The organism is Pseudoalteromonas sp. XI10 (genome assembly GCF_001469895.1).
Classification (GTDB): domain Bacteria; phylum Pseudomonadota; class Gammaproteobacteria; order Enterobacterales; family Alteromonadaceae; genus Pseudoalteromonas.
This window is the reverse complement of sequence record NZ_LOPY01000019.1, coordinates 110369-135184: the sequence shown is the minus strand read 5'-3', so window position 1 is coordinate 135184 and position 24816 is coordinate 110369. Positions and strand designations below refer to the sequence as shown.

Annotated in this window: 26 protein-coding genes; 18 read left to right on the top strand and 8 right to left on the bottom strand. The window is 41.7% G+C overall.

From position 1 onward, the window contains the following. Window positions 1–338: 338 nt before the first annotated feature. Both AUR67_RS03705 and AUR67_RS03700 read left to right on the top strand, forming a co-directional pair. Window positions 339–1418 (top strand): mechanosensitive ion channel family protein, encoded by a 1080-nt coding sequence (locus tag AUR67_RS03705; RefSeq protein WP_082665556.1) that lies wholly within the window; start codon window positions 339–341, stop codon window positions 1416–1418. 225 nt (window positions 1419–1643) lie between these two features. Further along, the gene (locus tag AUR67_RS03700) at window positions 1644–2927 is read left to right on the top strand and encodes a cation:proton antiporter (RefSeq protein WP_058584171.1); all 1284 of its coding nucleotides are present in this window, start codon (window positions 1644–1646) and stop codon (window positions 2925–2927) included. Between the two features lie 28 nt (window positions 2928–2955). Here the strand turns inward: AUR67_RS03700 and AUR67_RS03695 are convergent, their stop codons facing one another. Together AUR67_RS03695 and AUR67_RS03690 are read right to left on the bottom strand one after the other, a co-directional pair. Next, complete coding sequence (locus tag AUR67_RS03695; RefSeq protein WP_058584170.1) at window positions 2956–3921, bottom strand: sensor domain-containing diguanylate cyclase; 966 nt, start codon at window positions 3919–3921, stop codon at window positions 2956–2958. Window positions 3922–4012: 91 nt separating this feature from the next. Further along, complete coding sequence (locus AUR67_RS03690; RefSeq protein ID WP_058584169.1) at window positions 4013–4246, bottom strand: hypothetical protein; 234 nt, start codon at window positions 4244–4246, stop codon at window positions 4013–4015. A 356-nt stretch (window positions 4247–4602) separates the two neighbouring features. Between AUR67_RS03690 and hisG the strand changes: the two genes are divergently transcribed. Genes hisG through hisIE form a run of 8 tightly spaced genes read left to right on the top strand, consistent with a single transcriptional unit; the run spans window position 4603 to window position 11671 of the window. Further along, window positions 4603–5502: an ATP phosphoribosyltransferase gene (gene hisG / locus AUR67_RS03685; RefSeq protein WP_054563881.1), complete on the top strand. Its 900-nt coding sequence runs from the start codon at window positions 4603–4605 to the stop codon at window positions 5500–5502. 6 nt (window positions 5503–5508) lie between these two features. Further along, window positions 5509–6810, top strand: a complete 1302-nt coding sequence (gene hisD / locus AUR67_RS03680; RefSeq protein ID WP_058584168.1) for a histidinol dehydrogenase — start codon at window positions 5509–5511, stop codon at window positions 6808–6810. Next, a complete protein-coding gene (hisC, locus tag AUR67_RS03675) occupies window positions 6800–7897 on the top strand; it encodes a histidinol-phosphate transaminase (RefSeq protein WP_058584167.1) in 1098 nt (365 codons plus the stop codon). The genes hisD and hisC overlap by 11 nt, the downstream gene beginning before the upstream one ends. Further along, complete coding sequence (hisB, locus tag AUR67_RS03670) at window positions 7894–8955, top strand: bifunctional histidinol-phosphatase/imidazoleglycerol-phosphate dehydratase HisB (RefSeq protein WP_058584166.1); 1062 nt, start codon at window positions 7894–7896, stop codon at window positions 8953–8955. Before hisC ends, hisB begins: the two co-directional genes overlap by 4 nt. Then, window positions 8952–9542 (top strand): imidazole glycerol phosphate synthase subunit HisH, encoded by a 591-nt coding sequence (gene hisH / locus AUR67_RS03665; RefSeq protein WP_058584165.1) that lies wholly within the window; start codon window positions 8952–8954, stop codon window positions 9540–9542. Before hisB ends, hisH begins: the two co-directional genes overlap by 4 nt. Before the next feature lie 28 nt (window positions 9543–9570). After that, window positions 9571–10305, top strand: coding sequence for a 1-(5-phosphoribosyl)-5-[(5-phosphoribosylamino)methylideneamino] imidazole-4-carboxamide isomerase (locus AUR67_RS03660; RefSeq protein WP_058584164.1), 735 nt, complete (start codon window positions 9571–9573; stop codon window positions 10303–10305). After that, window positions 10287–11066, top strand: coding sequence for an imidazole glycerol phosphate synthase subunit HisF (hisF, locus tag AUR67_RS03655; RefSeq protein ID WP_054563887.1), 780 nt, complete (start codon window positions 10287–10289; stop codon window positions 11064–11066). The genes AUR67_RS03660 and hisF overlap by 19 nt, the downstream gene beginning before the upstream one ends. Further along, entirely contained in the window at window positions 11057–11671 is a 615-nt protein-coding gene (hisIE, locus tag AUR67_RS03650; protein ID WP_054552013.1) for a bifunctional phosphoribosyl-AMP cyclohydrolase/phosphoribosyl-ATP diphosphatase HisIE, read from the top strand. The genes hisF and hisIE overlap by 10 nt, the downstream gene beginning before the upstream one ends. 33 nt (window positions 11672–11704) lie before the next feature. Here the strand turns inward: hisIE and AUR67_RS03645 are convergent, their stop codons facing one another. After that, window positions 11705–12595: a LysR family transcriptional regulator gene (locus AUR67_RS03645; RefSeq protein ID WP_055021695.1), complete on the bottom strand. Its 891-nt coding sequence runs from the start codon at window positions 12593–12595 to the stop codon at window positions 11705–11707. Between the two features lie 111 nt (window positions 12596–12706). Between AUR67_RS03645 and AUR67_RS03640 the strand changes: the two genes are divergently transcribed. Then, a complete protein-coding gene (locus AUR67_RS03640; RefSeq protein ID WP_058584163.1) occupies window positions 12707–13894 on the top strand; it encodes an MFS transporter in 1188 nt (395 codons plus the stop codon). 196 nt (window positions 13895–14090) lie between these two features. Beyond that, the gene (locus AUR67_RS03635; RefSeq protein ID WP_058584162.1) at window positions 14091–15053 is read left to right on the top strand and encodes an alpha/beta hydrolase; all 963 of its coding nucleotides are present in this window, start codon (window positions 14091–14093) and stop codon (window positions 15051–15053) included. Window positions 15054–15160: 107 nt separating this feature from the next. Here AUR67_RS03635 and AUR67_RS03630 read toward each other — a convergent pair whose 3' ends face one another. After that, on the bottom strand, window positions 15161–16075 hold the full coding sequence (locus AUR67_RS03630) for an AraC family transcriptional regulator (protein WP_058584161.1): 915 nt from the start codon (window positions 16073–16075) through the stop codon (window positions 15161–15163). 176 nt (window positions 16076–16251) lie between these two features. On the opposite strand from AUR67_RS03630, the gene AUR67_RS03625 reads away from it, so the two are divergent. After that, entirely contained in the window at window positions 16252–16743 is a 492-nt protein-coding gene (locus AUR67_RS03625) for a cupin domain-containing protein (protein WP_105181850.1), read from the top strand. A 14-nt stretch (window positions 16744–16757) separates the two neighbouring features. After that, complete coding sequence (locus tag AUR67_RS03620) at window positions 16758–17105, top strand: cyclophilin-like fold protein (RefSeq protein ID WP_055021712.1); 348 nt, start codon at window positions 16758–16760, stop codon at window positions 17103–17105. Window positions 17106–17174: 69 nt separating this feature from the next. Here AUR67_RS03620 and AUR67_RS03615 read toward each other — a convergent pair whose 3' ends face one another. From AUR67_RS03615 to AUR67_RS03605, 3 genes are all read right to left on the bottom strand, one after another. Further along, a complete protein-coding gene (locus AUR67_RS03615) occupies window positions 17175–18554 on the bottom strand; it encodes a serine hydrolase domain-containing protein (RefSeq protein WP_152996474.1) in 1380 nt (459 codons plus the stop codon). A gap of 165 nt (window positions 18555–18719) precedes the next feature. Then, the gene (locus tag AUR67_RS03610) at window positions 18720–19901 is read right to left on the bottom strand and encodes an NAD(P)-dependent alcohol dehydrogenase (RefSeq protein WP_054563894.1); all 1182 of its coding nucleotides are present in this window, start codon (window positions 19899–19901) and stop codon (window positions 18720–18722) included. An 11-nt stretch (window positions 19902–19912) separates the two neighbouring features. Beyond that, on the bottom strand, window positions 19913–20335 hold the full coding sequence (locus AUR67_RS03605) for a cupin domain-containing protein (protein ID WP_055021700.1): 423 nt from the start codon (window positions 20333–20335) through the stop codon (window positions 19913–19915). Window positions 20336–20522: 187 nt separating this feature from the next. On the opposite strand from AUR67_RS03605, the gene AUR67_RS03600 reads away from it, so the two are divergent. The 4 genes from AUR67_RS03600 to AUR67_RS03585 all read left to right on the top strand — a co-directional run bounded on the left by AUR67_RS03600 (window position 20523) and on the right by AUR67_RS03585 (window position 23006). Next, window positions 20523–21260 (top strand): hypothetical protein, encoded by a 738-nt coding sequence (locus AUR67_RS03600; protein WP_058584159.1) that lies wholly within the window; start codon window positions 20523–20525, stop codon window positions 21258–21260. A gap of 152 nt (window positions 21261–21412) precedes the next feature. Further along, complete coding sequence (locus tag AUR67_RS03595) at window positions 21413–21925, top strand: hypothetical protein (RefSeq protein ID WP_055021702.1); 513 nt, start codon at window positions 21413–21415, stop codon at window positions 21923–21925. Between the two features lie 36 nt (window positions 21926–21961). Then, entirely contained in the window at window positions 21962–22147 is a 186-nt protein-coding gene (locus AUR67_RS03590; protein WP_058584158.1) for a DUF1289 domain-containing protein, read from the top strand. Between the two features lie 64 nt (window positions 22148–22211). After that, window positions 22212–23006 (top strand): glycosyltransferase family 25 protein, encoded by a 795-nt coding sequence (locus AUR67_RS03585; protein ID WP_055021703.1) that lies wholly within the window; start codon window positions 22212–22214, stop codon window positions 23004–23006. A gap of 20 nt (window positions 23007–23026) precedes the next feature. Here AUR67_RS03585 and AUR67_RS03580 read toward each other — a convergent pair whose 3' ends face one another. Beyond that, window positions 23027–24808, bottom strand: a complete 1782-nt coding sequence (locus AUR67_RS03580) for a M61 family metallopeptidase (protein WP_058584157.1) — start codon at window positions 24806–24808, stop codon at window positions 23027–23029. Window positions 24809–24816: the final 8 nt, after the last annotated feature.

Sequence of the window (24816 nt, the reverse complement as noted above, 5' to 3'; positions counted from 1 at the left end):
ACTGCACTGTTCCCGATTAGTGACCAGCCTAGATTGAATGGAGCGAAATTGAAAATGAAACAAAAAATTTACAAATAAAGTATTAGCTCTAAATTAAAAGTCTATAATTAACAGTAGGATAATAAATTTTAAGTTTATTAATTGTTAACAAACCAAATGATAGTGTAAATTTATTGATACAAAATAATAACATTTATTAAACGTTTGTACCTTTTATTTGTTTTTATTTTGCTCACCTTAATATTTGTGATTCACAGCTAAAAGGATTAGATATCCATAAAAAAGTCTGGGTACATAACTTGCAACAATACCAAGTATCTAGGGTTTAAGGACTAAGCATGATTACTGATCTGATACAAAACGAATGGCTAAATGAGCCATGGCTGGTCGTCATCGGTGGTACTGTATTAGCCGCCACAGCCCTGTTTTTATTAAAGTTTGTAATCATCTATTGCTTAAGGAAATGGACCCAACGAACCGACTTTGTGTTCGACTCGTTACTGGTTGACTCACTCTCTACACCATTGACCTTGTGCACAATGATGGTGCTTGTGATCATTTTTGGTCAGTTATTAAACACCACCGGCTTTATGGCTGAGCACCCCTTACCTATTGCGGCCACCGCTAAAGCCATTTGTATTTTTGCCTTAGTTTTATTTTTAGACCATTTCTTATTTGGCACCGTTGATTATTACAGTGCCCGCTCAGTGGTAGTTTCTAATAGTCATAGCATCATTAAAGGCTTGATCCGCTGCGCAATTGTGTGTGTTGGCTTATTGGTGTTATTAGGCACATTGGGTATATCAATCACTCCGATTATTGCCTCTTTGGGCATTACCTCTCTTGCCGTCGCTTTGGCTTTACAACCGACACTCGAAAACTTCTTTTCTGGCGTTCAGTTGGTGATTGATAAACCTATTCGGGTCGGCGACTTTATAGAGCTTGAAAGTGGCGACCAAGGCTTTGTTGATAAAATCGGTTGGCGCTCAACCTGGGTAAAAATGTTGCCAAATAACATGATAGTCATCCCAAATAGTCAGCTGTCTAAATCGCGCATCATTAACTATTTTTACCCAGAAAAAGAGCTCAGCGTTCCCGTTGAGGTGGGAGTGCATTATGGCTCCGACCTTGAAAAAGTTGAGCAGGTTACGTTGGAGGTTGCTAGGCAGATATTAAAAAGCCATGAATGGGGCGTTGATGATTACGAGACCTTTGTGGTCTTTCATACATTTGATCAATCAAGCATCAATTTTACGGTGATGTTAAGAGCAAAAGAGTACTTTAACCGCTTTTGGGTAAAATCAGCTTTTATTAAAGCATTACACCAACGTTACGCAGAAGAAGGAATTGTTATTCCTTACCCAATCAGAGCTATTAATACCAGCCAAGAATCAGCCCAGTTTAAACAGACTGATTGACCTAACTGAACTTATCATAATTGCGCTTTTGTCAGGTTTATTTTGTCTCTTTTGAGACATTATTAACAGTGATTATACATATGCAATCAGCGCCTTGAATTTTTACTCTAAAATGTCATAAAAATCGCATAAACACTGTGACATACCTATTTTAGAGGCGTACTATATGCGGCCAGAAAGTGACTGCTTTCTGCGTCTTGTTATACAAATATTTAAGGTCAAACAATGAATGCTTGGTACCTCATTTGTTTTCTTTCAGCATTAGCTATTTTTATTGCTTTTGCTAACCAATTCATCCTCAAAATGCAAACCACGATTGCTATAACAACTGGCTCTGTTGTTATTTCTTTACTACTTATTCTTGCCGTTAAAATGCTTGGCGATACTACCGCCCTCGAAATGACCCAAATTGTCTCTAGTATCAACTTTAATCAGTTGCTATTAAAAGGCATGCTCGGCTTTTTACTATTCGCAGGTGCACTGGAAATCAACTTAGCAGCCCTTCGTAAGCAGCGATGGGAAATTACCGCATTAGTGTTATTTTCAACCATTACCTCAACGGTTATCGTTGGTTACTTAAGCTATTATTTATTTGCTTTTGTTGGCTGGCCCGTGCCGTTTATTTATTGCTTGTTGTTTGGTGCTTTAATCAGCCCAACCGATCCGATTGCAGTGTTAGCCATTATTAAACAAATGCGAGCCCCAGAAGGTATTTCTGTGCAAGTTGAAGGTGAGTCTTTGTTTAATGATGGTATTGGTTTGGTGATATTCACAACGATATTTTCAGTGGCCTTTTATGGCACCGAAGCCACCTTTACTGACGTTGCTGAATTGTTCTTAGTTGATGCAATTGGCGGTATCGTGTTTGGTCTCGTGATTGCACTAGTCGGGCATTTTTTAATTATTAATAGCCGAGATGTGAACATTCGTTTACTACTAACCCTGACCATTCCAACAGCCGGCTTTGCTGCAGCAAATATTTGGGAAATCTCAGGCGCGCTTGCTATGGTCACCAGTGGTATTTTACTAGGCAATATTACTCGTTCAAAAGCAACTGAGCGTACTGGGCCTGAAGATACTCGCTACGTAAAAGACTTTTGGCATGCCACCGACAGCTTTTTAAACGCCTTGCTGTTTTTGATCATCGGTATGCTAATTGTCACTATGCCTATCACCCTTGAAGAAATTGGCTTAGGTTTACTGATGGTACCTGTGGTGTTGCTGGCTCGATTTGTGAGTGTAGGTGCACCATTTGTGTTCTTTAAAAAGTATCGCCAATACGATAAGCACTCAGTAAAAATACTCACTTGGGGTGGCTTACGGGGTGGTTTGGCACTGGCAATGGCGGCTGCTATCCCACGCGATCAAGTAATGATTGCAGGCTCAGATCTTCACAACTTAATTGTAATTGTGACCTACGTAGTAGTGATCTTTTCGATTATCGTACAAGGTTTAACAATTTCTCCGCTGATCCAAAGTAGTATTCAATCAGCAGAAGCGAAAAATTAAGCACAGTTTTTTTATTTTAAAGGCTCGTTTATCGAGCCTTTTTTTGTGCTTTTTCTGCATACATTCGACTATCTGCAACAGACAGCAATTTAGTCAGCGAGCAAGGCTGCTGATCAGAAAAATCAGCAATGCCATAAGAGAAACTAAGTTCAATTTGATTATTGAAACTATTAGGTAAGTGACTGAATGATAACAACAAGCGCTGCATTATGGTATCGCATTCACTGGTATTTAAATCTGTAAATAAAATTACAAACTCATCACCGCCCAAACGTGCAAATAAATCCGCTTTGCGACAACAGTTCTCTAGTAATCCTGCAAAATCTTTCAGTACTCTACCCCCGGCAGCATGACCAAATTTATCGTTAATTGCTTTAAAATTATCTAAATCAATAAACACTAATTTAGCTTTTAAGTGCTGGCGAATACATAAATCAAGGTAATGCTCTGCAGTGCCAAAAAAGCCGCGACGATTAGGCGATAAGGTAAGCTCATCGGTAGTGGCTAACTGCATAATTGCAAACTCTCGCTCGACGATTGCAGCAAAGTCTATTAGCGCTTTAGTTTCTTGTTTGCTAAAACTGCGTGGTTGATGATCGATAAGGCACAAAGTACCAATTCTATTTCCTGATTTAAGTGTAATTGGGCAGCCCGCATAAAAGCGAATATTTGGGTCACCCATTACCAGTGGGTTATCTTCAAAACGCTTATCGTTTAAGGCATTTTCAACTACTAGCGGGTCTTTGTATAAAATTGCATGGGCGCAAAATGAAATATCTCTTGCGGTCTCTGTCACATCTAGCCCCACACATGACTTAAACCACTGTCTGTGCTCGTCAATTAAGCTAATAACACAAATGGGTACAGAGAAAAATTGCTGGGCAAGGCGAGTGATTCGGTCAAAGGCGGGTTCACTTTGAGAGTCTAAAACATCTAATGAGCGAAGCTCTTCAAGCCTAGCTTGCTCATTTAATGGCACTGAGGGTCGTTCCATTGAATTGCCTTGAAAGTTACAACACAAGTGTCTCTTAACGTTAGCAGAAAAAACCACACAAGTGCATAAATACAAATTCTTATATGAAGTATTAAGCCCATGTATCTAGGTGTTTATTACCCTCTTCATCTTCTTCTATCGCATTTTTGTTGCTTTTATCATCTTTTTTTGCGGCTTTTTTGCGGCGCTCTATTTCACGTTTTTGACGCTTTTCGAGCTCAATTCGCTGCACGTTCGCATCTTTTACGCCCGCAATATGAAACGCACCTTTACTTTCCACTTGTAAACGCGTTATTCGACCTAAAAAGGGGATCATGATATCCATTTGTACCTCCTGCTGTACCTCCTATCTAACCATTATATATCGGCAGTTATAAGATATACTTTAATTTCGCAAAAAAATGCTTGCCAAAGATTAGCAAAGCATGTTTATCTATATACGTAACTTATTTAAACAGATATACGCACTGGTTTACACAAACGAGTGCAATACAGGAAAAATTATGCGCTTCAATCTGACAACTATCCATCATCACCATCATTCACCGGAATAGCCTGTCAGGTTTTTCGCTGAGAGGTTATTCCTAAAAGGAACCTCTGGCGAGTAATCAACCAAATTATTTATTTTCGCCCTGAGGTTCCCTCGGGGTTTTTAGTTTTTGAATTAAAGGAAAATGAATAATGAGCAATACCAACCGTTTACGAATCGCCATCCAAAAGGGCGGCCGCTTATCAAAAGACTGCCAAGAGTTACTAAAGCAACTTGGTGTTAAATTAAATCTTCGTGAACAACGTTTAATCGCACACTCTACCAACATGCCAATTGACGTACTTCGTGTACGCGATGACGATATTCCGGGCCTAGTAATGGACGGTGTGTGTGACCTAGGTATCGTTGGTGAAAACGTACTTGTTGAAGTTCAAGCCGAACGCGAACGCCAAGGCGTGGCATTCGAGGTAAATAAACTTTCTAAGCTTGATTTTGGTTACTGCCGCCTTGCACTTGCATGGCCACAAGAACTTGGTCCACAAGATAAAAGCTGGTTTGAAGGTAAACGCATTGCCACTACTTACCCAGAAATCTTAAGCCAGTACCTAAAACGTGAAGGCATTAATGCAAGCACAGTAATGTTAACGGGCTCTGTTGAAGTTGCACCGCGTGCTGGTTTAGCTGATGCAATTTGTGACCTAGTGTCTACTGGCGCAACCTTAGAAGCTAATGGCTTAATGCAAGGCGACACCATCTTAGAATCAAATGCATGTTTAATTCAAAACAAAGACCTTACTGATCAAAGCAAACTTGATTTAATCAACACGTTAATGCCGCGTTTACGTGGTGTGCGCCAAGCAAAAGAAAGTAAATACATCATGCTACACGCACCAAAAGCAAAGCTTGATGAAGTATGCGACTTACTACCAGGCACAGGCCAACCGACTTTACTATCTCTTGCTGGTAGCGACGATTATGTAGCACTACACATGGTTAGCAGCGAAACCCTTTTCTGGGAAACAATGGAACAGTTAAAAGCACTAGGTGCCAACTCAATTCTTGTTATGCCAATTGAAAAAATGATGGAGTAATTATCCATGTTTCGCTGGAATGAGGAAAATCAACAAGCACAGCAGGCGGTTCTTACCCGCCCTGCTGTTACTGCAAGTAAAGAGGTTGAAGCAATTTGCATCGATATCTTAAATGCAGTTAAAACTGAGGGTGACGCAGCGCTATTAAAAATGGCAAAAGAGTTTGATAAGCGCGAAACACCTCGCTTATTAGTGCCAATTGAAGAAATAAACCAAGCTGAGCAGTTATTATCAAACGAGTTAAAAGCCGCCATCGAAACGGCCTATGCCAATGTAAAACGCTTTCACCAAGCACAATTACCTAAAGACATTAAGTTAACAACGCAACCTGGCGTATTGTGTGAACTTAAATATCAAGCCATTGAAGCGGTGGGTATTTACGTGCCAGGTGGCAGTGCGCCACTGCCATCGTCAGTAATTATGCAAGGGGTGCTTGCACAGTTAAGTGGTGCACAAACTGTGGTGCTTACTACACCTGTAAAAGCCGATGAAACCATCAACCCAGCCATTTTATATGCGGCAAAACTATGTGGTATTAAAACCATTGTAGAAAGTGGCGGCGCAGGTGCCATTGCTGCAATGGCATACGGCACAGAGTCAGTGCCTAAAGTGAACAAGATTTTTGGCCCAGGAAATAGCTTTGTCACCATGGCAAAACAACTTGTTGCGCAAACTATTCCGGGCATGGCGATTGATATGCCAGCAGGCCCTTCTGAAGTGCTAGTGATTGCTGATGAGCGTGCAAACCCAGAGTTTATTGCGGCAGATTTATTGTCGCAAGCTGAGCACGGCGCTGATTCGCAAGTTATTTTACTATGTAACAGCGAACGCATCATTGAAAAAACACAGCAAGCATTAACAGAGCAGCTAGCAAAATTAAGTCGTAAAGACACTGCCGAGCAAGCCCTTGCAAACTCAAGCTTGATTTTAGTGGACTCGGTTGAGCAAGCCTTTTCGGTGTCTGCTGAATATGGTCCTGAGCACCTTATTTTACAACTTGCTGATGCGCAGCCTTATTTAAGCTTAGTGAAAAATGCCGGCTCAGTATTTGTGGGTGATTACACCCCGGAGTCTGCCGGTGACTATGCGTCTGGCACGAACCACGTACTACCAACGTATGGTTACAGCGCGACCTATTCGAGCTTAAACTTACTGGACTTCTTTAGAACTTACACAGTGCAAACCATCAGCAAAAATGGCTTACGTGAATTATCTAAAGCAATTTTACCTTTGGCCGCAGCAGAGGGGCTTGATGCTCACGCTAATGCTGTTTCGATTCGTCTTGAGGCTATGAACAATGAGCGATAATTCAAAAATAACAACACTGTTGCCAGATAACATTGCAGCGCTTACAGCCTACAGTTCGGCGAAAAGTGAAAAGCTGACAGGCACAACCTGGTTAAATGCCAACGAAAGCCCGTATTCACGTACACCAAATATCAATTTAGCTGATTTAAATCGCTACCCAGATCCGCAGCCTCAGCAAGTGATCAATCGTTACGCTTGCTATGCTAATTTAGAGCCAGAGCAAGTACTGATGACTCGTGGCGCTGATGAAGGTATCGAACTATTAGTACGTACTTTTTGTAGCCCCGCTAAAGATAGCATTGCACTCTTTTTGCCAACTTACGGCATGTACAAAGTGACTGCTGATACCCACAACATTGCGATTAACGGTTTAACTCAAGAGCTATTATTAAAAGGCACGGTTGATGAGATTGTAACTGCGGTTGCTGATTCAAAGCTGGTGTTTATTTGTAATCCAAATAACCCTACCGGCAGCATGACAAGCCTAGACAAAATCAGAAAAATCACCCAACAACTTGCGGGTAAAGCGATTGTAGTGGTGGATGAAGCTTATATAGAATTTTGTCCAGAACAAACAGCGGCAAGCCTAATAAACGAGTTTAGTAACCTGGTGGTACTAAGAACCTTATCAAAAGCATTTGCACTTGCGGGTTTAAGAACAGGCTTCACGCTAGCCAACAGCGAGCTACTTGCGCCTATTCGTAAAGTGATTGCGCCATACCCTGTATCAACGGTGGTTGCGAGCATTGCAGCAGATGCATTAAGTAGTGACAACATCGCTTCAATGCGCCGTCAGGTGACAATTCTAAATAGCTTAAAAAGCAAACTAAAAAGTTGGCTCGAGCAATCACCTGCCGTTATCAAAGTACTGAGCGGTGAAGGTAACTTTGTCACTTTAAAATTAAAAGACAAACAATCATTTAATATCGCACTTGAGCAAGGACTCGTAATGCGTGCCTTCACTTTATATGGCGAAGATGATTGGTTACGAATTTCTATCGGTAACGAGCAAGAACTAGAACAAGTAAAAGTTTGGTTAGATGGCTTATCACTGACCAGTAAAACAGTAGAACAGGAATTATCATGAGCAACCCGTATTTATTTATTGACCGCGATGGCACGATTATCGAAGAGCCTATCACCGACAAACAGGTTGATAGCCTAGAAAAATTAGTGTTTTTGCCGAATGTGATCCCTGCTCTATTACAACTTCAAGCGGCAGGTTACCGCCTTGTGATGGTTTCAAACCAAGATGGTTTAGGCACTGATAGCTTCCCGACCGCTGATTTTGATATTGCTCAAGACAAGATGATGGATATCTTAAATAGCCAAGGGATTAAATTTGATGAAGTTCTGATCTGCCCTCACTTTGATGAGCAAAATTGTGACTGCCGTAAACCAAAAACTGGCTTACTTACTGAGCTGATGCGCTCGGGTAAAGTCGATTTAGCACGCTCATTTGTGATTGGTGACCGCCAAACTGATATTGGACTTGCCAATAACTTATGTTGTGAAGGCATTTTGTATGACGGCAGTTGGGATGCCATAGTCACTAAGCTGACAACCGCGAACCGTGAAGGCCGTATCACTCGCAACACCAAAGAAACACAAATCGATGTGCAAGTTAATTTAGACCAAACAAAAAATGGCGAAATTAGCACTGGCCTTGGCTTTTTCGATCACATGCTTGACCAAATTCGCACACACGCCAATATCGGACTTAATATTCAAGCCACTGGCGACTTACACATTGATGAGCACCACCTAGTTGAAGATATCGGCATTGCACTTGGCCTTGCCCTTAAACAAGCGCTAGGTACAAAAACGCAAATTGGTCGTTATGGCTTTGCACTCCCTATGGATGAATGCAAAGCAGAAGCGCAAATTGACTTATCGGGCCGTGCCTCGTTTGTATTAAATGCTGATTTTAGCCGTGAAAAAGTGGGCGACTTAGACGTACAAATGGTTGAGCACTTCTTTAAAAGCTTAAGTGATAATGCCGCCATGAGCCTTATTTTGTCGGTTAGCGATGGTAATTGTCATCACCAAGTTGAAGGTCTATTTAAAGCGTTTGCAAGAGCACTTCGCGCTGCGATTGCAAAAGATGCTTCACAACAAACAGCAAGCTCTAAGGGGTGTTTATGATTGCCATAATTAATACAGGTTGTGCCAACATTAACTCTGTTCGTTTTGCCTTTGAACGCTTAGGTAAAAATCCTGAGGTGATCACCTCACCTGAGCAACTAAAAGGCTTTGAACGTGCTATTTTACCAGGCGTAGGCCATGCTTCTGTTGCCATGAAACGCTTAAAAGACGGTGGTTGGCAGCAAGCAATTGATGAATATCAGCGCCCGTTGATGGGCATTTGTTTAGGCATGCAATTACTTTGCGACAGCACTGAAGAAGGCAACGTTGATTGCCTTGGCAAAATTCCAGGTATTGTTAAGCACTTAGATGTAGGTGAATTAACTTCACCGCACATGGGCTGGAACGACCTAAGCGTATTAAAAGAGCATGCCCTCACCAAAGGGTTATCGGCGCAAGATCAAGTGTACTTTGTGCATAGTTTTGCTCACACAGTGAACGATGCCACCCTAGTTAGTGGTGAATACGGACAAGCTTTTTCAGCAATTGTTGCTAAAGATAACTACGCAGGCATGCAGTTTCACCCAGAGCGAAGCGCCAAAGTAGGCACCCGACTTTTACAAAACTTTTTAGATTGGCAGCTGTAAGCGCAGCAAAAAAATAAGAGAAATAAACGTGATTATTCCAGCACTCGATGTATTACAAAACCAAATTGTGCGCTTATACCAAGGTAAGTATGATACCGCACAATTTTACCCTTACGAACTTGGCGCACGCTTACAAGAGTACGCTAACAGCGGCGCAGGTAAGCTGCACCTGGTTGATTTAGAAGGCGCGCGCGATCCAAATAAAAAACAGTGGCAGCATATACAAGCTGCAACCAAAGCGCTTAATGTTCCTTATCAAGTGGGCGGCGGTATTCGCTCTGAGCAAGATGTTGCCGACTGGCTTGAAGCCGGTGCTAACCAAGTCGTGATTGGCTCAATGGCCGTTGAAAAGCGTGAGCAAGTAAAGGCTTGGATTGAAAAATTTGGCAGTGAACACTTTGTAATCGCACTAGATGTTAATAAAACTGACAACGGCTGGGCACCAGCAACACATGGTTGGTTAAGTGAATCTGAGTTTGGCTTGTTCGAACTTGTTGATTTTTACGTGGCACTTGGTGTGGTTGATTTTCTGTGTACTGACATCAGCAAAGACGGCACCATGACCGGCCCTTCGTTTGCACTTTATGAAGATTTAACCAACCACAACAGCGAGATTAAAGTTCAAGCATCAGGCGGTGTAAGCTCACTGGATGATATTGCAAAGCTGAAAAAACTGGGTGTTGGCGGTGTTATCTTAGGTAAATCATTGCTCGATGGTGCCTTTAATGTTGAGGAGGCGTTAGCATGTTATCAAAACGCATAATCCCTTGTTTAGATGTTAAAGACGGCCAAGTCGTTAAAGGTGTTAAATTTAAAGGCCATGAAGTGGTTGGTGATATTTTAACGCTTGCCAAAGCTTACAGCGATGCCGGTGCGGATGAACTGGTGTTTTATGAAATCAGTGCCAGCGTCGAAAAACGCCTACTTGATGTCAATTGGGTAGAGAACATTGCGCGCCACATTGATATTCCATTTTGTGTGGCTGGCGGCATTAAATCTGTTGCAGATGCAGCACGTGTTTTAGAACGTGGTGCAGATAAAATCAGTATTAACAGCCCTGCAATTGCTCGCCCTGAGCTTATCAAAGAATTACACGATGAGTTTGGTAAACAATGCGTGGTCGTAGGTATTGATAGCTTTTATGATGAAACCACTGGCGAATATTTAGTGTACCAGCTGACTGGCGATCCTAATGCATCAAGCCGTACTCGCTATAAAACCGAAGAATGGGTTAAGCGCGTGCAAGACCTAGGCGCTGGTGAAATTGTACTCAATTGCATGAACCAAGATGGCGTGCGTAAAGGCTACGACAATGTTCAGCTATCAAAAATGCGAGCACTGTGCGATATTCCACTAATTGCATCGGGCGGTGCAGGTACGATGCAAGACTTTGTTGATGTGTTTCAACAAAGCCAAGTTGATGGCGCGCTCGCTGCCAGCGTATTTCACAAGAACGTCATTGATATTGGCGAACTAAAACAATTTTTAACTGATAATAATGTAGCGGCAAGACTATGCAATTAACCAAAGACACTCTTTCTCAAGTCGATTTTGCCAAAAGCGAATTGATCCCAGCTATCGTGCAAGACGCACGCTCTGGGGTAATTTTAATGCAAGGCTTTATGAATCAAGATGCATTAGCTGCCACTTTCGACAAACAGAAAGTAACCTTTTACTCGCGCTCTAAAGAGCGTTTATGGACCAAAGGCGAAACATCAGAAAACTACCTTGAAGTAGTCTCAGTACACACCGACTGTGATTACGACTCACTATTAGTGCTGGCAAACCCACTTGGGCCAACATGCCACCTTGGTACACAAAGCTGCTTCGGCGATGATGCTAAACCTAGCTTGTCGTTTTTAGCTGAGCTTGAACAAGTGATTGTCTCGCGTAAAGACGATGATCCAAGCAAAAGCTACACTGCGTCTTTGTTTGCAAAAGACTTAAGCCGTAGTTGCCAAAAAGTGGGTGAAGAAGGCGTTGAAGTTGCCCTTGCAGCCATGAAACATGATAACGATGAATTAACCAATGAATCGGCAGACTTACTGTATCACTTAACTGTGTTATTACAGCGCCAAGGCTTATCATTGGCTGATGTGGTGAGCTGTTTACAAGGCCGCCATAAGTAATAATTATAGAGTGTGGTATCTAAATACCGCACTCTATTGCTGTTTTAATGCTTCTAACACAATTTTAAATGCCGGAGACGGTTGCCTTCGGCTCGGGTAATACAAATAATAACCGGGAAATGCGGGGCACCAATCAGCTAACACTTTAATTAAATTACCATTTTTTATATGCTCACCAAACTCTTCTTCAGGTAGAAACGCAATACCTAACCCCTGTAATGCAGCCTCAACAATATGATGAGAGGTATTAAAGATTAATTGACCGCGTACATTCACATTGAGCTCCTCCCCCTCTTTTTCAAACTCCCACGCATATAAACCGCCATGGGTAGGAAAGCGAATGTTGATACAATTATGCGCAGTAAGATCCTTTGGCGTGTTAGGCTTTTGATGCTTAGCAAAATACTCAGGGCTTGCAACGGCTGCCATATTGAGCTCTTTACCAATAGGCACTGCAATCATATCTTTATCTATAGTTTCGCCAAGGCGAACGCCAGCGTCGATACGCTGAGCAACAATGTCTGTGTAGCCATAGTTAACATTAAACTCAATATTAATATCGGGGTATTGCTTTAATACATTGGCCAGTTTAGGGAGTAATGTGCTCTGAATTATAAAATCACCACAAGTAATTTTTACCGTGCCCGCAGGTTTATCTCTGAGTTCAGTTAACGCTTCTAACTCATTTTCAATATCATCAAAACGATGCCCTATTGCATTGAGTAAACGCTCCCCGGCGAGAGTCGGCGATACGCTTCGAGTTGTTCTGGTTAACAAACGAATATCTAAGTTTGCTTCTAGTGAACGAATAGCCTGACTCAAGGCAGACTGAGTTACGCCTAACTGAGCAGCAGCACGTGTAAAACTGCCAGTTCTTGCCACAATGACAAAATAGTTCAATTCATTGAGGTTTTGTTTGATCATCCACCAGCCCATTAATAAGTATTACTAATAAAGGATATTAGTATTCATTAGCTAGTCTATTCAACCTATGTTTGAAAAAATACTCCATCACATTTAACTGTATGGACTAGCATGACAAATTACTCAACCTATCAAGATGATCAGCCTATCGAGCAGCAAGCTAATTGGAGTGGGGTTTTTGCGATGACATTATGTATTTTCGCCTTAATAGCCTGCGAGTTTATGCCTGTAAGCTTATTAACACCTATGGCTGAAGATTTATCAATTAGTAAAGGCATGGTTGGTCAGGGGCTTGCAATATCTGGCTTTTTTGCGGTGATCACAAGTCTATTCATGAGTCCTTTATTTGCTAAAAGTGATCGAAAGACCTTACTAGTCGCTCTGACCTTGATAATGTTACTGTCAACTTTAACAATCTCTATAGCTGATAGTTACGCTGTTTATATGCTTGGCCGTGCGTTAATCGGCTTAGTCATTGGTGGCTATTGGTCACTTTCAACTGCTTCTGCAATGCGCTTAGTTCCCGAGGAAAAAGTGCCTAAATCACTGGCAGTATTTAATGGTGGTAATGGTCTTGCCATGATAATTGCAGCACCACTTGGCAGTTATTTAGGCAGTGTTCTTGGCTGGCGAGGCGCGTTTATGTGTTTAGTGCCATTTATTGCTATTGCTGTATTTTGGCAATGGCAGGCTTTGCCTAGCATGCCAGCTCAGCAGCAATCAAAAGGACCTTTTTCTGCATTTAAGTTATTTAAAAAGCCACTCGTCCGTTTTGGTATGCTAGCTGTCGCGCTGCTATTTATGGGGCAATTTACTTTATTTACCTATGTAAGGCCCTTTTTAGAGTCAGCGTTTCAAGCCACCAGCCAACAAGTCTCTATGGTGTTATTTGTTATTGGTTTTGCAGGCTTTATTGGCACCTTATTGATCAGTAAGGTCATAAAACTCAGTTTAGCGTTTGCATTAATAGCTGCTCCTGCGGTTATGGCTTTAATTGCATTTTGTTTAGCTAATCAAATATCCCTTTTTAACATCAACATCGTATTACTTGGATTATGGGGGTTTATTGCAACTGCAGCGCCTGTCGCTTGGTGGAGCTGGGTAGCTCGTGCTTTACCAAAAGATGCTGAAGTTGCAGGAGGGTTGATGGTAGCAATTATTCAATTTTCTATAGCGCTAGGCTCAACATTCGGCGGCATATTATTCGATGTTTATGACTACCCTATTACCTTCTTAGTTAGCGCAGCTATCTTATTTTTTGCAGCTATTGCCAGCTATTTCACTATAAAAACACCCTAAAAAATCACTAGGTAGCTCATATTTGGGCTACCTAATGTTCATTTTAAGCACCTAAAAATACATTCGACACTTTTAGGCAATAAATCGACTGTTCTAATATAACGCTAAACTGCACAAATAACCGACAATAACCTCATCAAAGCTGCATTGTGAAAACAAATTGCAGTCCCTGTTAATCACAAAATAGGAGAGTGTTATGACAACCTCAACTGATAATTTTTACCAAAGCGATGCTGTTAACTTTGAAAAAGTAATTTTCAAAAACCAATTACAAATGAATGTAGTCGGTAATCTTTTTACACCTAAAAATGCAGAGAAAGGTGCGAACCTTCCAGCACTTGTAATAGGTCACCCTATGGGTGCGGTAAAAGAGCAAAGTGCTACTTTATATGCAACTAAACTTGCAGAGCTAGGCTTTGTAACTTTGGCAGTTGATCTTAGCTTCTGGGGCGAAAGTGACGGCGAACCACGTAATACTGTCCTACCTGATTTATACGCAGAGTCATTCAGTGCCGGTGTCGATTACCTTGCTAGCCGTTCATACGTCAACAAAGAAAGCATTGGTGGTTTAGGTGTATGTGGTAGTGGTGGTTTCATCATTAGTGCCGCAAAAATTGACCCACGTATCAAAGCTGTGGCAACAGTTAGTATGTATGACATGGGTGGCGCAACGCGCAATGGTTTAGGCAACTCGATTGACCTTGATATGCGTAAAGATATGCTTGATGAAGCTGCAGAGCAACGTAATGTTGAGTACCTTGGTGGCGAAGTACAATACACCGGCGGCTGCCCGCATCACATTGATGAAAGCTCACACCCAATTGCAAAAGAGTTTTATGACTTTTACCGCACTGAACGTGGTGAATATACACCAGAGCGTTCATCAGCAGATTTAACAACACACCCAACATTAAGTAGCAATGTGCGTTTTATGAACTTTTATCCATTTAACGATATTGAGACTATTTCACCACGTCCATTACTGTTTGTTGCTGGTGAACACGCTCACTCATTTGAGTTTAGCCAACAAGCCTATGATTTAGCTGCTGAACCTAAACAATTATTGGTTGTACCAAATGCAGGTCATGTTGATTTATATGATGATGTGGGTTTAATTCCATTCACTAAAATTGCTGAATTTTTCACAGCAAGTCTTTAACTAAAACGTGTCATGGTAACGAATGGGACATAGGGATATGCCCATTCGTTTTTTATACCAATTCGCTTAATTAACTATTATTGCCCATTGGTATTATAAGTAGCCGGCTATTTAGCGGTTGCTAAAAACGCCTCAACATCTCGTTTTGGTGATAAACCAAAAAACCGAGAATACTCGCGAGAAAACTGTGAGGGGCTTTCGTAGCCAACTTTAAAAGCAGCACCTGAGGCGTCCATACTCTCGCCAACCATCAACCTTCTTGCTTCCATTAACCTTAAACGCTTTTGATATTGCAACGGACTCATTGAAGTTAGATCTCGAAAATGATGGTGGAAAGTCGATTTACTCATTTTCGCAAGACCCGCTAAATCCTCTACACTCAAGGGTTGATCATAGTTTTCTTTTAACCACTTAACACTACGTGCAATTCTAAGCCCTTGGCTACCTGTTGACACTATATGCCGAAGCTCCGCCCCATGCTCACTGTTAAGTACACGCCAAAAAATTTCGCGTTTAATTAATGGCGCAAGCACTGGCATAGACTCCGGATCATCAACCAGCTCAATTAATCGTGTAAAAGCGTTAAGGAGCGGTTCTGTCATCTCACCTAAAGTCATTCCCTTATTGAGTGATTGCTTGTTTAATTTGTCGAGCGGTATTTGCGAAATCAGTTCACCTAACATAGCCAAATCAAGCTTTAACACTAAACCTAAATAAGGCGCGTCGTCTTTTGCTTCGAGAACTTGCATTTTTGCAGGCAAATCAATAGAGGTAATCAAATACTTGTGTGGGTCATACTTGAAAACATCTTCGCCCAAGGTCATGCTTTTTGCCCCTTGTAGCACCAGTGCAATACTTGGTTCAACCACACACATTGAACAAGAGGTGGCAGCCTGTGTTTGTCGATAAAAAAACAAATCCTCAATCACGCTATCAGCGGTTTCTTGCTGACCGATAAGCGGCGCAATCTTATCTGCTAAAGCGGCGCTCATTTTAGCAACAGCATCATAATCTGAATGCATAACCAACCCAATTAAATTCAAGATACTTAACTATACGCTCGGTTATACAGTATTGACCAGTGATAAATTTGCCGCCTCGGACTAATAGGCAATAACTTGCGTGCATTGTACTTTTTAAAGGCACAGTTTTTAGCCAAAATTAAGATTCGTTCGGTTACAAACACATGGAGAAAAGTATGAAGTATATTATCGGTACCCTTATCTTAACGATGAGTGCATTTAGTCATGCAGAAAACGCCTCTTCACAACGTTTAGAATTACCGCAAATCACAGTGCAAAAAAATGGCACTCAGTACCCAATGACTGGGCTCGACAAGTATTTCACGGGCAAAGTACGCGTCGAGCCTAGTTTCCAAGCTCATGGCGAAGCGAAAGCCGCTGGTGCCATGGTAACGTTTGAGCCCGGCGCTCGAACAAACTGGCACACCCACCCTGTTGGCCAAACCTTAATTGTTACATCAGGTATGGGCTGGGTTAATCAGTGGCATGGACAACCTCAGGTTATAAAACCAGGTGACGTTGTACATATTCCTGCTAATGTTAAACATTGGCACGGCGCTACAGATAAAACAGCCATGATGCACCTAGCTATTCAAGAGTCAAAAGACGGTAAGGTTGTTGATTGGTTAGAGCCAGTAACAGATAAGCAATATTTAAAAAAGCAGTAAAGATGGTAAGTGAAATGCAAATAAAGTTCACCAGTAACGGCAAAACTATGCAAGCGACTTTAGAAAGTAACAATGCCGCTAAGCATTTTTATCAACTTCTACCACTGACTCTAAAAGTAGAAGACTTTGCCAATGCTGAGAAAATTGCCACTTTACCAGAGAAATTAAATCTACAAGGCTTACCTGCTGGCACCGATGCCGACGCAGGAGACATCACTTATTACGCACCTTGGGGTAACCTTGCGCTCTTTTATAAGCAGCAAAGTTATGCAAATGGTCTGATAAAACTTGGCAAAATAACGGGCGATAGTCAGTTCTTTAAAAGTTTAGGCCAAGCGGATGTCACAATAGAGCCCTTGTAGTAGATACTAACTCTCCAGTTAGCAAAGCTGCTTCTGTACGCCACAAAGCAGCTTTTTTATTGCCTGACTTTATCTGCCCAGTGCTTTTAAAACATCACGAGCAAAATCATGCTCACTAAAGCCTTTAAGCCCTGCAAGGTCGTACCCTCGCCTAACAATAACTAACTGCTCGCTTGGAATGATCACTAAAAATTGACCACGGTTGCCTCGCGCTGCAATGGTATCGTTTGGTAACTCAGGAAAACGTTCGTTATAAAGCCACCACTGTGCGCCGTATCCCGGTGCCGTTACAGGGGGTTGAGCAGGGGCAGGTTTACTAATATAACTTAACCAGTCTTTTGGTAATATTTGCTCACCTTGCCAGCGGCCATTATTCAGGTGTAATAGCCCCAAGCGAGCAAGATCCCGTGAAGTAGTCCACACTTGCGATGACAAAATAAAGTCACTTTGCCAATCTGACTCTAAAAACGTGTGCTGCATGCCGATTTTATCGAGTAAGTTGTCATATGGGTAACGCAAATAACTCGCCTCATCGTTAAACGTTTCTCGTAAGGTACGTAGCGCTAACATGGTGTCGTTATTAGCGTATTTCCAACGGCTACCAGGCTTTACTTCTAATGCGGTATGCGTTGCAGTATCAGACACTAAACCGCCGCCCATATACACACGATCAGTACGATTGCCCGCTTTATTACTGTCTAAACCTGATGCCATGTGAAGCAAGTTTTCAAGGGTAATTTCGCCACGTGGGTCAAGCGGGTGAGACCAGCTTTCAAGCCCCGCAGGCTTTGTAACATCAAGTCGCTTTTGCGCTACCGCCACACCAATGATGCTCGCGCCAATACTTTTTGCAACAGACCAAGTACGCTGGGCAGTTTCAGAGGTAAAACCTGCTTTATATTGCTCTGCTAGAATCGCCTCAGGGCTTGCTATTAAAATTGCCGAAGTTCGTGCGCCTTCACCATAATGACGAGTAAAAGCCTGTGCAATAACCTCATCAAGCGCCTTATTGCCCGTCGCTTCATTAACACCATTTAATGTTTGCCAAGGCTTACCATCATCCTTTTGGTAGGCTAAGTTTTCTTTAAACGGTGCTTGCACGAGTGTTGCAGCTTTAAGGCTTGCCCCTACGGGTAAATCAACACAGCCTAAACGAGGACGCCACACCGATATGCGCTGTTTATCTTTATCGTAATCAACAATGACTCTCTTGTGCTCAGTATCAATGTTCGCTTTTAGTGTTTTTACAGTATCTGCAATTAAAGGGTAAATACCGGTAAGTTCATCAATATCGATTTGATCTTTGCTTTTACCAGCGTTAAACGTGGCACTACAGGTAAAATTGGCGACGTACCCAGCGGCATAAGCGTTTAAAGTTGTATCTGTTTCTTCGCTACAAACAAAAAAACTGGAGCACAACAACGTACTTAGGAAGGTTATTTTTTTCATTATTACTCCTTAGGGGCCAAAGAGTTTAAGTTAGCAAAAGAAAAAAATAATGATATGTTTTTACGGCAGTATTCGCTCTTTAAGCGACAAATCACCGAATAAAAAAGGAACAACAAAAAACGCCATACTGGGTATGGCGTTTGGCTTACTCAATCTAAACTGAAATTAAAATGTCGAGGCATCAATTACATAACGATAGCGCGCTTTTTTCTCCACCACGCTTTGCCATGCATTATTGATTTCAGAGGCTTTGATTAACTGGGTTGCTGGCAGAATATTATTCTTAGCGCAGTAATCAACAACTTCTTGCGTTTCTTGCATATCACCAATTAACGAAGCATTAAAGTTTACGCGGCTTGCAGCCAATGCTAATGCATTCATATTTAATGAAAACTCTTCTGGCATGCCCACTTGGGTATACGTTCCGAATGGTTTTACTAATGAAGCATATTTAGCGATATCATATTTCACTGGCAAGGTATTAATTAAATAATCAAGCTGCGACTTATGCTCGTTGTAAGCGTCTTCACCGTCAACAACAACCACTTTAGCGCCAAAGGCTTTAATATCGGCTACTTTATCTTTAGAGCTTGTGAACGCGTAGACATCAGCACCTTGCGACACAGCCAATTTAACAGCTAAGTGTCCAAGTCCACCGATACCAACAACACCTACTTTATCGCCTTTTTTCAAGTTAAATTTAAGCAACGGAGAATACGTTGTAATGCCGGCACATAATAAAGGAGCAGCATGCTCTAAACTAATGTTTTCAGGAATATGCACTGCAAAATGATCGCGAACAACAATGTTATTCGAGTATCCACCTTGTGTGATACCTGTCGGTGAGCGCTCATCAGGGTAGCCATAAGTGAATTTTGTTTCTGGGCAATATTGCTCGCCTTGATCTTTACAGCTATTACAGTCAAGACAGCTATCAACCATACAGCCTACACCAGCACGGTCGCCCACTTTAAACTTAGTCACATTCTTACCGACTGCTGTTACGATACCTGCAATTTCATGACCTGGTACTTGAGGGTATTGCTGTGCGCCCCAATGCCCTTTCATCTGATGAATATCTGAGTGGCAAATACTGGCGAATTTAATTTCGATTAAAATATCGTTATCGCCTACTGGGCGTCTTTCGAATTCCCATGGTTTTAGTAAGCCTGAATTATCAAAAGCCGCATAGCCACGAGATTTTATATTGCCATTTGCAAGCTGCTCAGATGATGCTGCAAATGAAGGCGCCGCAAAGCCACCTAATAACAGGCCTGCACCTAAAGCTGAACTCGTTTTAATAAAATTACGACGTGATAAGTCTTGCGTTTCATGTTTGTCACACATCTCAATGTACCTTATGCTAAATAATCTTCATCTGAAACAGCTTCGAACCAGTCAACAGGTTTACCATCGAGTGCTTCTTGAACTGCTACATGCTTCATTGCGCTATCAGCAGTCGCACCATGCCAGTGCCTCTTTCCGCAGTTACACCAAATTAAATCACCTGGATTGATGACTGTTTTCTCACCACCCTCGCACTGTGTCCAACCTTGACCTTCTGTAACTAATAAAACTTGGCCGAGTGGATGAGAATGCCAATTTGTACGAGCTCCTTTTGAAAACTCCACCACAGCAACACCAACGCGAGCAGGTGCTGGTGCATTAAATAAAGTACTGATTTGCACTTTACCTGTGAAACATTCTGCAGGCCCTGCGATTGGATCTTGAGAACCTGACTTAATTACTTGCATATCGTTTGTTTGCGCTGAATCACTCATATGTTTCTCCTTGGGTTGCTTAGGTTTTGGTCTACTATTTCAGTCTAAAGCATAGTTAAAAACCATAAATGCCTGAAGCTCGCGCTTTCTTGCCTATTTGTGTAAAAAAGTTTTTAAAGCCTTTAAACCTTTTTTACCAGCACTTGCGACTAAGCTAATAACACCACACATATGAAAGGGAAGAACCATGTTAAGTACAGTAAAAACACTCTCGCTAATTGCCGCAGGCTTATTATCAGCACAAACATTTGCTTGGGGTGATATGCCTCTACAAGAAACTAAAAACCTAACGCTAGATGCAGCCTCATTAAGCGCTTTAAAAGTAGAAGCGGGCTCTGGTTTTTTACACATTACCGGTAGTGACAGTGATGAAGTAACCGTTAAAGCCGAGATTTATCAAGAAAAGCCTCATGATGAATACTGCTTAAACCTTGAAGCCAAAGGAAATAACGCAGCACTTAGTGCAGGTCAATGTGATTACCATACCAATAAGCAAAATCGCATTGATTTAACCGTTGCTATCCCTCGCTCATTTAATGTAAATGTGCATGATGGCTCTGGCGAAATTATCATTAGCAAAGTTGCAAATACTGTGATCAACGATGGTTCAGGTTCAATTACCGCAAATGACATTACTGGCACATTAGAAATTAATGATGGTTCGGGTAGCATAGAAGCACGTAATATCAGCCGTGATATTAAAATTCATGACGGCTCAGGTAATATTGATGTTGCCAACGCACAGGGCAATATTGAAGTACACGATGGCTCTGGTGGTATCGACTTAAATGATATTTCGGGTAATGTTGTCGTTTCAGATGGCTCAGGCAGCATTCGCGTTGATACTGCAGCAAACTTTGAGTTACTAAGTGATGGTTCTGGCTCAGTAAAAGTAACCAACATTGCAGGCAAAACCAAGATGTAAGCTCACGCTTTTATAGTTTTTAGCAACTAAAATGCCTTCCTTTGCGAAGGCATTTTAAATTGTAATTACCAATCTTTATTAGCATTTTTACAAGGGCTTAGGTATCCTTTAGGAAACGTTTAAGGAACTGCTATTTAAAAGGATAGCCTGATATGAAAAAGCCACTCGCCGCCTTACTAACTGGCCTTGTTTTAACAGGTTGTACAGGACTAACAACTGAACAACAAACGGCCATTGATAACTTAACCCCTTGCGAGAAAATTAACGCCCTATTAGGTGCTTACGACAACCGCTTTGAAGGCTTAAAACGTAGCCGTGTAAATACTAAATACATGGAAACATGGACAGCGAAATACAACCTTATTGCCGATAACTGTCAAATCACGGCGCTTGATAAAGACAATGTTACCTACCGCTGTGTAGGCAACTACGAGCAACAGCAACAAGCTGTCGCTGATCACACCCGTGCGGTTAATTTTACCCAAGCTTGTTTAGCGGGTAATAATTGGCATCAAACACAAAAAGAGTCAGCTGAATCGTTACGCACCACTTTTGTGCTTGACGAAAACAACCCTGTTATCTCAATTCATTCGGGTAAAACCCTATCACGCAAACAGCCTTGGTCTACCACTCTTGAAATTGGTAAGCCAATTGAAGGTAAGTAATACACTCATGAAGGCTACATTAGCCTTCACATCACTATGACAAAATCAAAAAAAACAACCAGCCAATTTAAAACAGATTGCATCGGTCAATGTCATCGCCTAAATGGCTATTGCACTGGCTGTGGTCGCAGTAATGATGAAATTTTTGATTGGATCATTTTATCCGAGCAAGAAAAGCAAGCGATTTTAAATACTCCTCGCCCTGACATAAAAGCGAAATAGTTCTGACACCCAAGCGTCATTAAAGCTTGTTAGCCTGATTTAAACTGACCATCAGGTAACGATAATGACCGCTATTTTTGTAATTAACTTAGCAAGCTCTACTGAACGATTAAACCGTGTTAGCCATGAGCTAAATGCACAAAATTTGGCATTTGAACGCCTTGATGCAATTGATGGTAGAGAGCTGTCTGATACAGAGATAACCAAGCACTATAGTGCTGATTTAAACCTAAAAAAATACCATAAGCCCTTGAGTAAAGGTGAAATTGGCTGTTACCTGAGTCACAGGAAAGCATGGCAAACCATTGTCGATAGGCAATTAGATTACGCCATTATTTTAGAAGATGACTTTGTGCTCGACCGCTCTATTCACAGTGCAATTGAAAACATTAGTACATTAAAACAGCCTTGGCAGCTAATAAAATTGGCCGCTTATAAAGACCGAAGTAGGGAAATTGCCTTTACAAAACACCTTGCTGATGAGCAACACTTAGTCATTCATAAAAAGCTTATGTCTGGCTGCTGTGCAACGGCTGTTAGTTTTGAAGGTGCAAAAGCGCTGTTAAAAGCCACAGCCACATTTGGCCGCCCCGTTGACTGCGATTTACAGCATGTGTGGGAAACGGGTGTTTATGGATACTCTTTGCTGCCCTACCCAGTGTCACAACCCGATAATTCACAAAGCGATATTCGGGATAGATCAACCAAAGTTAAAAAGTCGTTCTGGCGACGTAAAAAACAGCAACTTCATAGTGCACTACTAAACACAAAGTACACAAAGCAGTTTGTAAAAGCGCAGCTAGTACCGAACAAAAAGAAAGGAGCCGCAGCTCCTCTCTTACCAATAAAAAATCATTAAAGATTTATTTAGCTTGCCTATTATTTTGCCTGGTTTGGGTGGTCAACACCCATCCACGCTTTAAACAATGCCATTTGAGCTGGTGTTGCATCTTTTAATGCTTTGACCTTTTTCTCTTTATCAAAGTCTTCGCTAAGTGTTAGCGTTGTGCTTTGTAATGCATCGCGTCTAATGAAATCAACAGTCACTGTGTCGCCTGCTTTAAACGTTTCGAGGCTGGCTGTTAAATCTTTACCAACATGCTTTTTGTTAAACGCAACAATTTTGTCATCAGTCGTTAAGCCTGCTTGCCATGCAGCGCCACCACGGCGAACATGAGTTAGGGTTAATAACTCACCGCTGTTTTTTGCAAACGAATCAATACTAGGTATTGATTTTGCGCCTTCAGGGCGAATTAAACCTAAGCCTACTTTTGCAAGTAGCTCATCAAAGTCGATAGCAGCTGGCTCATCCACATTCGCTTGCCACCAAGCGCTATAATCACGACCTGTAAGCTCTTTTAAAATTGCTTTAACATCATCTGGCGTAAAACCATCTGGTAAACGATGCTTGTTATAAAGCGCGCGGTGAACGTCGCGGTAACTGATTTTACCATCGCTTTTTTCTAGCAAATCAATATCAAGCGCCATTGAAATCAATGCACCTTCTAAATAGATATTGGTGCTGTAGTTGCGAGCGTGGTCGCCGCCTTGGTTGATCCACTTATCAAAGCTTGTTTCAGTTGCGCTTTGTACTTCGCGACCCGGTGTTTGTAAGTGACGATTAACAGTTTTCGTTAGCGTACCGAAGAACTCATCGGTTGTTTCAATGCCAGCGCGCACCATTAAGTGATCTTCAAAGTAGCTGGTTGAGCCCTCTGCAATCCATAATGTTTTTGCGTAGTTAATATTGGTGTAGTCATACGGCGCAATACCTTTAGGGCGGTATGCTTTTACGTTCCAAGTATGAATAAATTCGTGAGCTGCGGTGCTGATAAACGCAAGGTAATCTTTACGAGAACCAAAACGGTCACGTGGGCGCTGGATAATTGTTGAGTTTAAATGCTCTGTTGCACCGCCTGCACCTGACGTAGCATGTACCATAAACACATAACGCTCATATGGGTAGTTATCCCAAATTACGTTGCCCGTCGTCACTAGCTTTTTAAGGTCAGTTAGCATTTGATCTACATCGTAGTTGCCTTCACCCCAAATAACGAGTTCATATTTACGACCATCAACAGTGAACTTGTGTAGTTCATTGATACCCGTTTCGATTGGTGAATCAACTAAAATATCGTAATCACCGGCTTTAAAGCTGTGTTTAGAACCCGCATTTTCCATACCCGATACTGAGCGCCATTCTTTTGGTACATTTAGCTCAACTTTAACTGGGTCTTGGCGGAATGATTCGCTGAACATGAAAAAGCCAGATGCATCAATGAAGGCATGGCTGTCATCAATATGACGAGCACGTTTACCTAGCTCGTTAGCGTAAACTTGGTAATCTACATTGACTTGAGTAGGTTCGTTTAGATGAACACGCCAAGTACTGTGGTCAATTTTTTCCCACTTTAAAGCCTTACCATCATCATCTTTTGCTTCGAAAAAGCGCACGCCATTGGCAAGATTTAAAATTTCGTAACGGCCAGTACGCCAAGCTGGAAGTTTAATATCTAAATGTGCTTGTGCTGTTTGCGGAAACTCAACACTTACATTACCTAAATGGTGCTCTGGCTGAGTGATAGACAGTGAGTAGTTTACATCTGCAAACACACTGCTAGAACAGGCCGCCAAAATAGACATTGCCAAAAACTTTTTCATAACAACTC

What these genes read in the sequence shown, in the direction of transcription:
- AUR67_RS03620 (WP_055021712.1), top strand. Translation starts at nt 16,758, where the DNA reads ATGCAAATAAAGTTCACCAGTAACGGCAAAACTATGCAAGCGACTTTA.
- AUR67_RS03605 (WP_055021700.1), bottom strand. Translation starts at nt 20,335, where the DNA reads ATGAGTGATTCAGCGCAAACAAACGATATGCAAGTAATTAAGTCAGGT.
- hisG (WP_054563881.1), top strand. Translation starts at nt 4,603, where the DNA reads ATGAGCAATACCAACCGTTTACGAATCGCCATCCAAAAGGGCGGCCGC.
- AUR67_RS03635 (WP_058584162.1), top strand. Translation starts at nt 14,091, where the DNA reads ATGACAACCTCAACTGATAATTTTTACCAAAGCGATGCTGTTAACTTT.
- hisB (WP_058584166.1), top strand. Translation starts at nt 7,894, where the DNA reads ATGAGCAACCCGTATTTATTTATTGACCGCGATGGCACGATTATCGAA.
- AUR67_RS03640 (WP_058584163.1), top strand. Translation starts at nt 12,707, where the DNA reads ATGACAAATTACTCAACCTATCAAGATGATCAGCCTATCGAGCAGCAA.
- AUR67_RS03700 (WP_058584171.1), top strand. Translation starts at nt 1,644, where the DNA reads ATGAATGCTTGGTACCTCATTTGTTTTCTTTCAGCATTAGCTATTTTT.
- hisH (WP_058584165.1), top strand. Translation starts at nt 8,952, where the DNA reads ATGATTGCCATAATTAATACAGGTTGTGCCAACATTAACTCTGTTCGT.
- hisD (WP_058584168.1), top strand. Translation starts at nt 5,509, where the DNA reads ATGTTTCGCTGGAATGAGGAAAATCAACAAGCACAGCAGGCGGTTCTT.
- AUR67_RS03630 (WP_058584161.1), bottom strand. Translation starts at nt 16,075, where the DNA reads ATGCATTCAGATTATGATGCTGTTGCTAAAATGAGCGCCGCTTTAGCA.
- AUR67_RS03595 (WP_055021702.1), top strand. Translation starts at nt 21,413, where the DNA reads ATGAAAAAGCCACTCGCCGCCTTACTAACTGGCCTTGTTTTAACAGGT.
- AUR67_RS03610 (WP_054563894.1), bottom strand. Translation starts at nt 19,901, where the DNA reads ATGTGTGACAAACATGAAACGCAAGACTTATCACGTCGTAATTTTATT.
- AUR67_RS03695 (WP_058584170.1), bottom strand. Translation starts at nt 3,921, where the DNA reads ATGGAACGACCCTCAGTGCCATTAAATGAGCAAGCTAGGCTTGAAGAG.
- AUR67_RS03625 (WP_105181850.1), top strand. Translation starts at nt 16,252, where the DNA reads ATGAAGTATATTATCGGTACCCTTATCTTAACGATGAGTGCATTTAGT.
- hisIE (WP_054552013.1), top strand. Translation starts at nt 11,057, where the DNA reads ATGCAATTAACCAAAGACACTCTTTCTCAAGTCGATTTTGCCAAAAGC.
- hisF (WP_054563887.1), top strand. Translation starts at nt 10,287, where the DNA reads ATGTTATCAAAACGCATAATCCCTTGTTTAGATGTTAAAGACGGCCAA.
- AUR67_RS03705 (WP_082665556.1), top strand. Translation starts at nt 339, where the DNA reads ATGATTACTGATCTGATACAAAACGAATGGCTAAATGAGCCATGGCTG.
- AUR67_RS03615 (WP_152996474.1), bottom strand. Translation starts at nt 18,554, where the DNA reads ATGAAAAAAATAACCTTCCTAAGTACGTTGTTGTGCTCCAGTTTTTTT.
- AUR67_RS03600 (WP_058584159.1), top strand. Translation starts at nt 20,523, where the DNA reads ATGTTAAGTACAGTAAAAACACTCTCGCTAATTGCCGCAGGCTTATTA.
- AUR67_RS03590 (WP_058584158.1), top strand. Translation starts at nt 21,962, where the DNA reads ATGACAAAATCAAAAAAAACAACCAGCCAATTTAAAACAGATTGCATC.
- AUR67_RS03580 (WP_058584157.1), bottom strand. Translation starts at nt 24,808, where the DNA reads ATGAAAAAGTTTTTGGCAATGTCTATTTTGGCGGCCTGTTCTAGCAGT.
- hisC (WP_058584167.1), top strand. Translation starts at nt 6,800, where the DNA reads ATGAGCGATAATTCAAAAATAACAACACTGTTGCCAGATAACATTGCA.
- AUR67_RS03645 (WP_055021695.1), bottom strand. Translation starts at nt 12,595, where the DNA reads ATGATCAAACAAAACCTCAATGAATTGAACTATTTTGTCATTGTGGCA.
- AUR67_RS03585 (WP_055021703.1), top strand. Translation starts at nt 22,212, where the DNA reads ATGACCGCTATTTTTGTAATTAACTTAGCAAGCTCTACTGAACGATTA.
- AUR67_RS03690 (WP_058584169.1), bottom strand. Translation starts at nt 4,246, where the DNA reads ATGGATATCATGATCCCCTTTTTAGGTCGAATAACGCGTTTACAAGTG.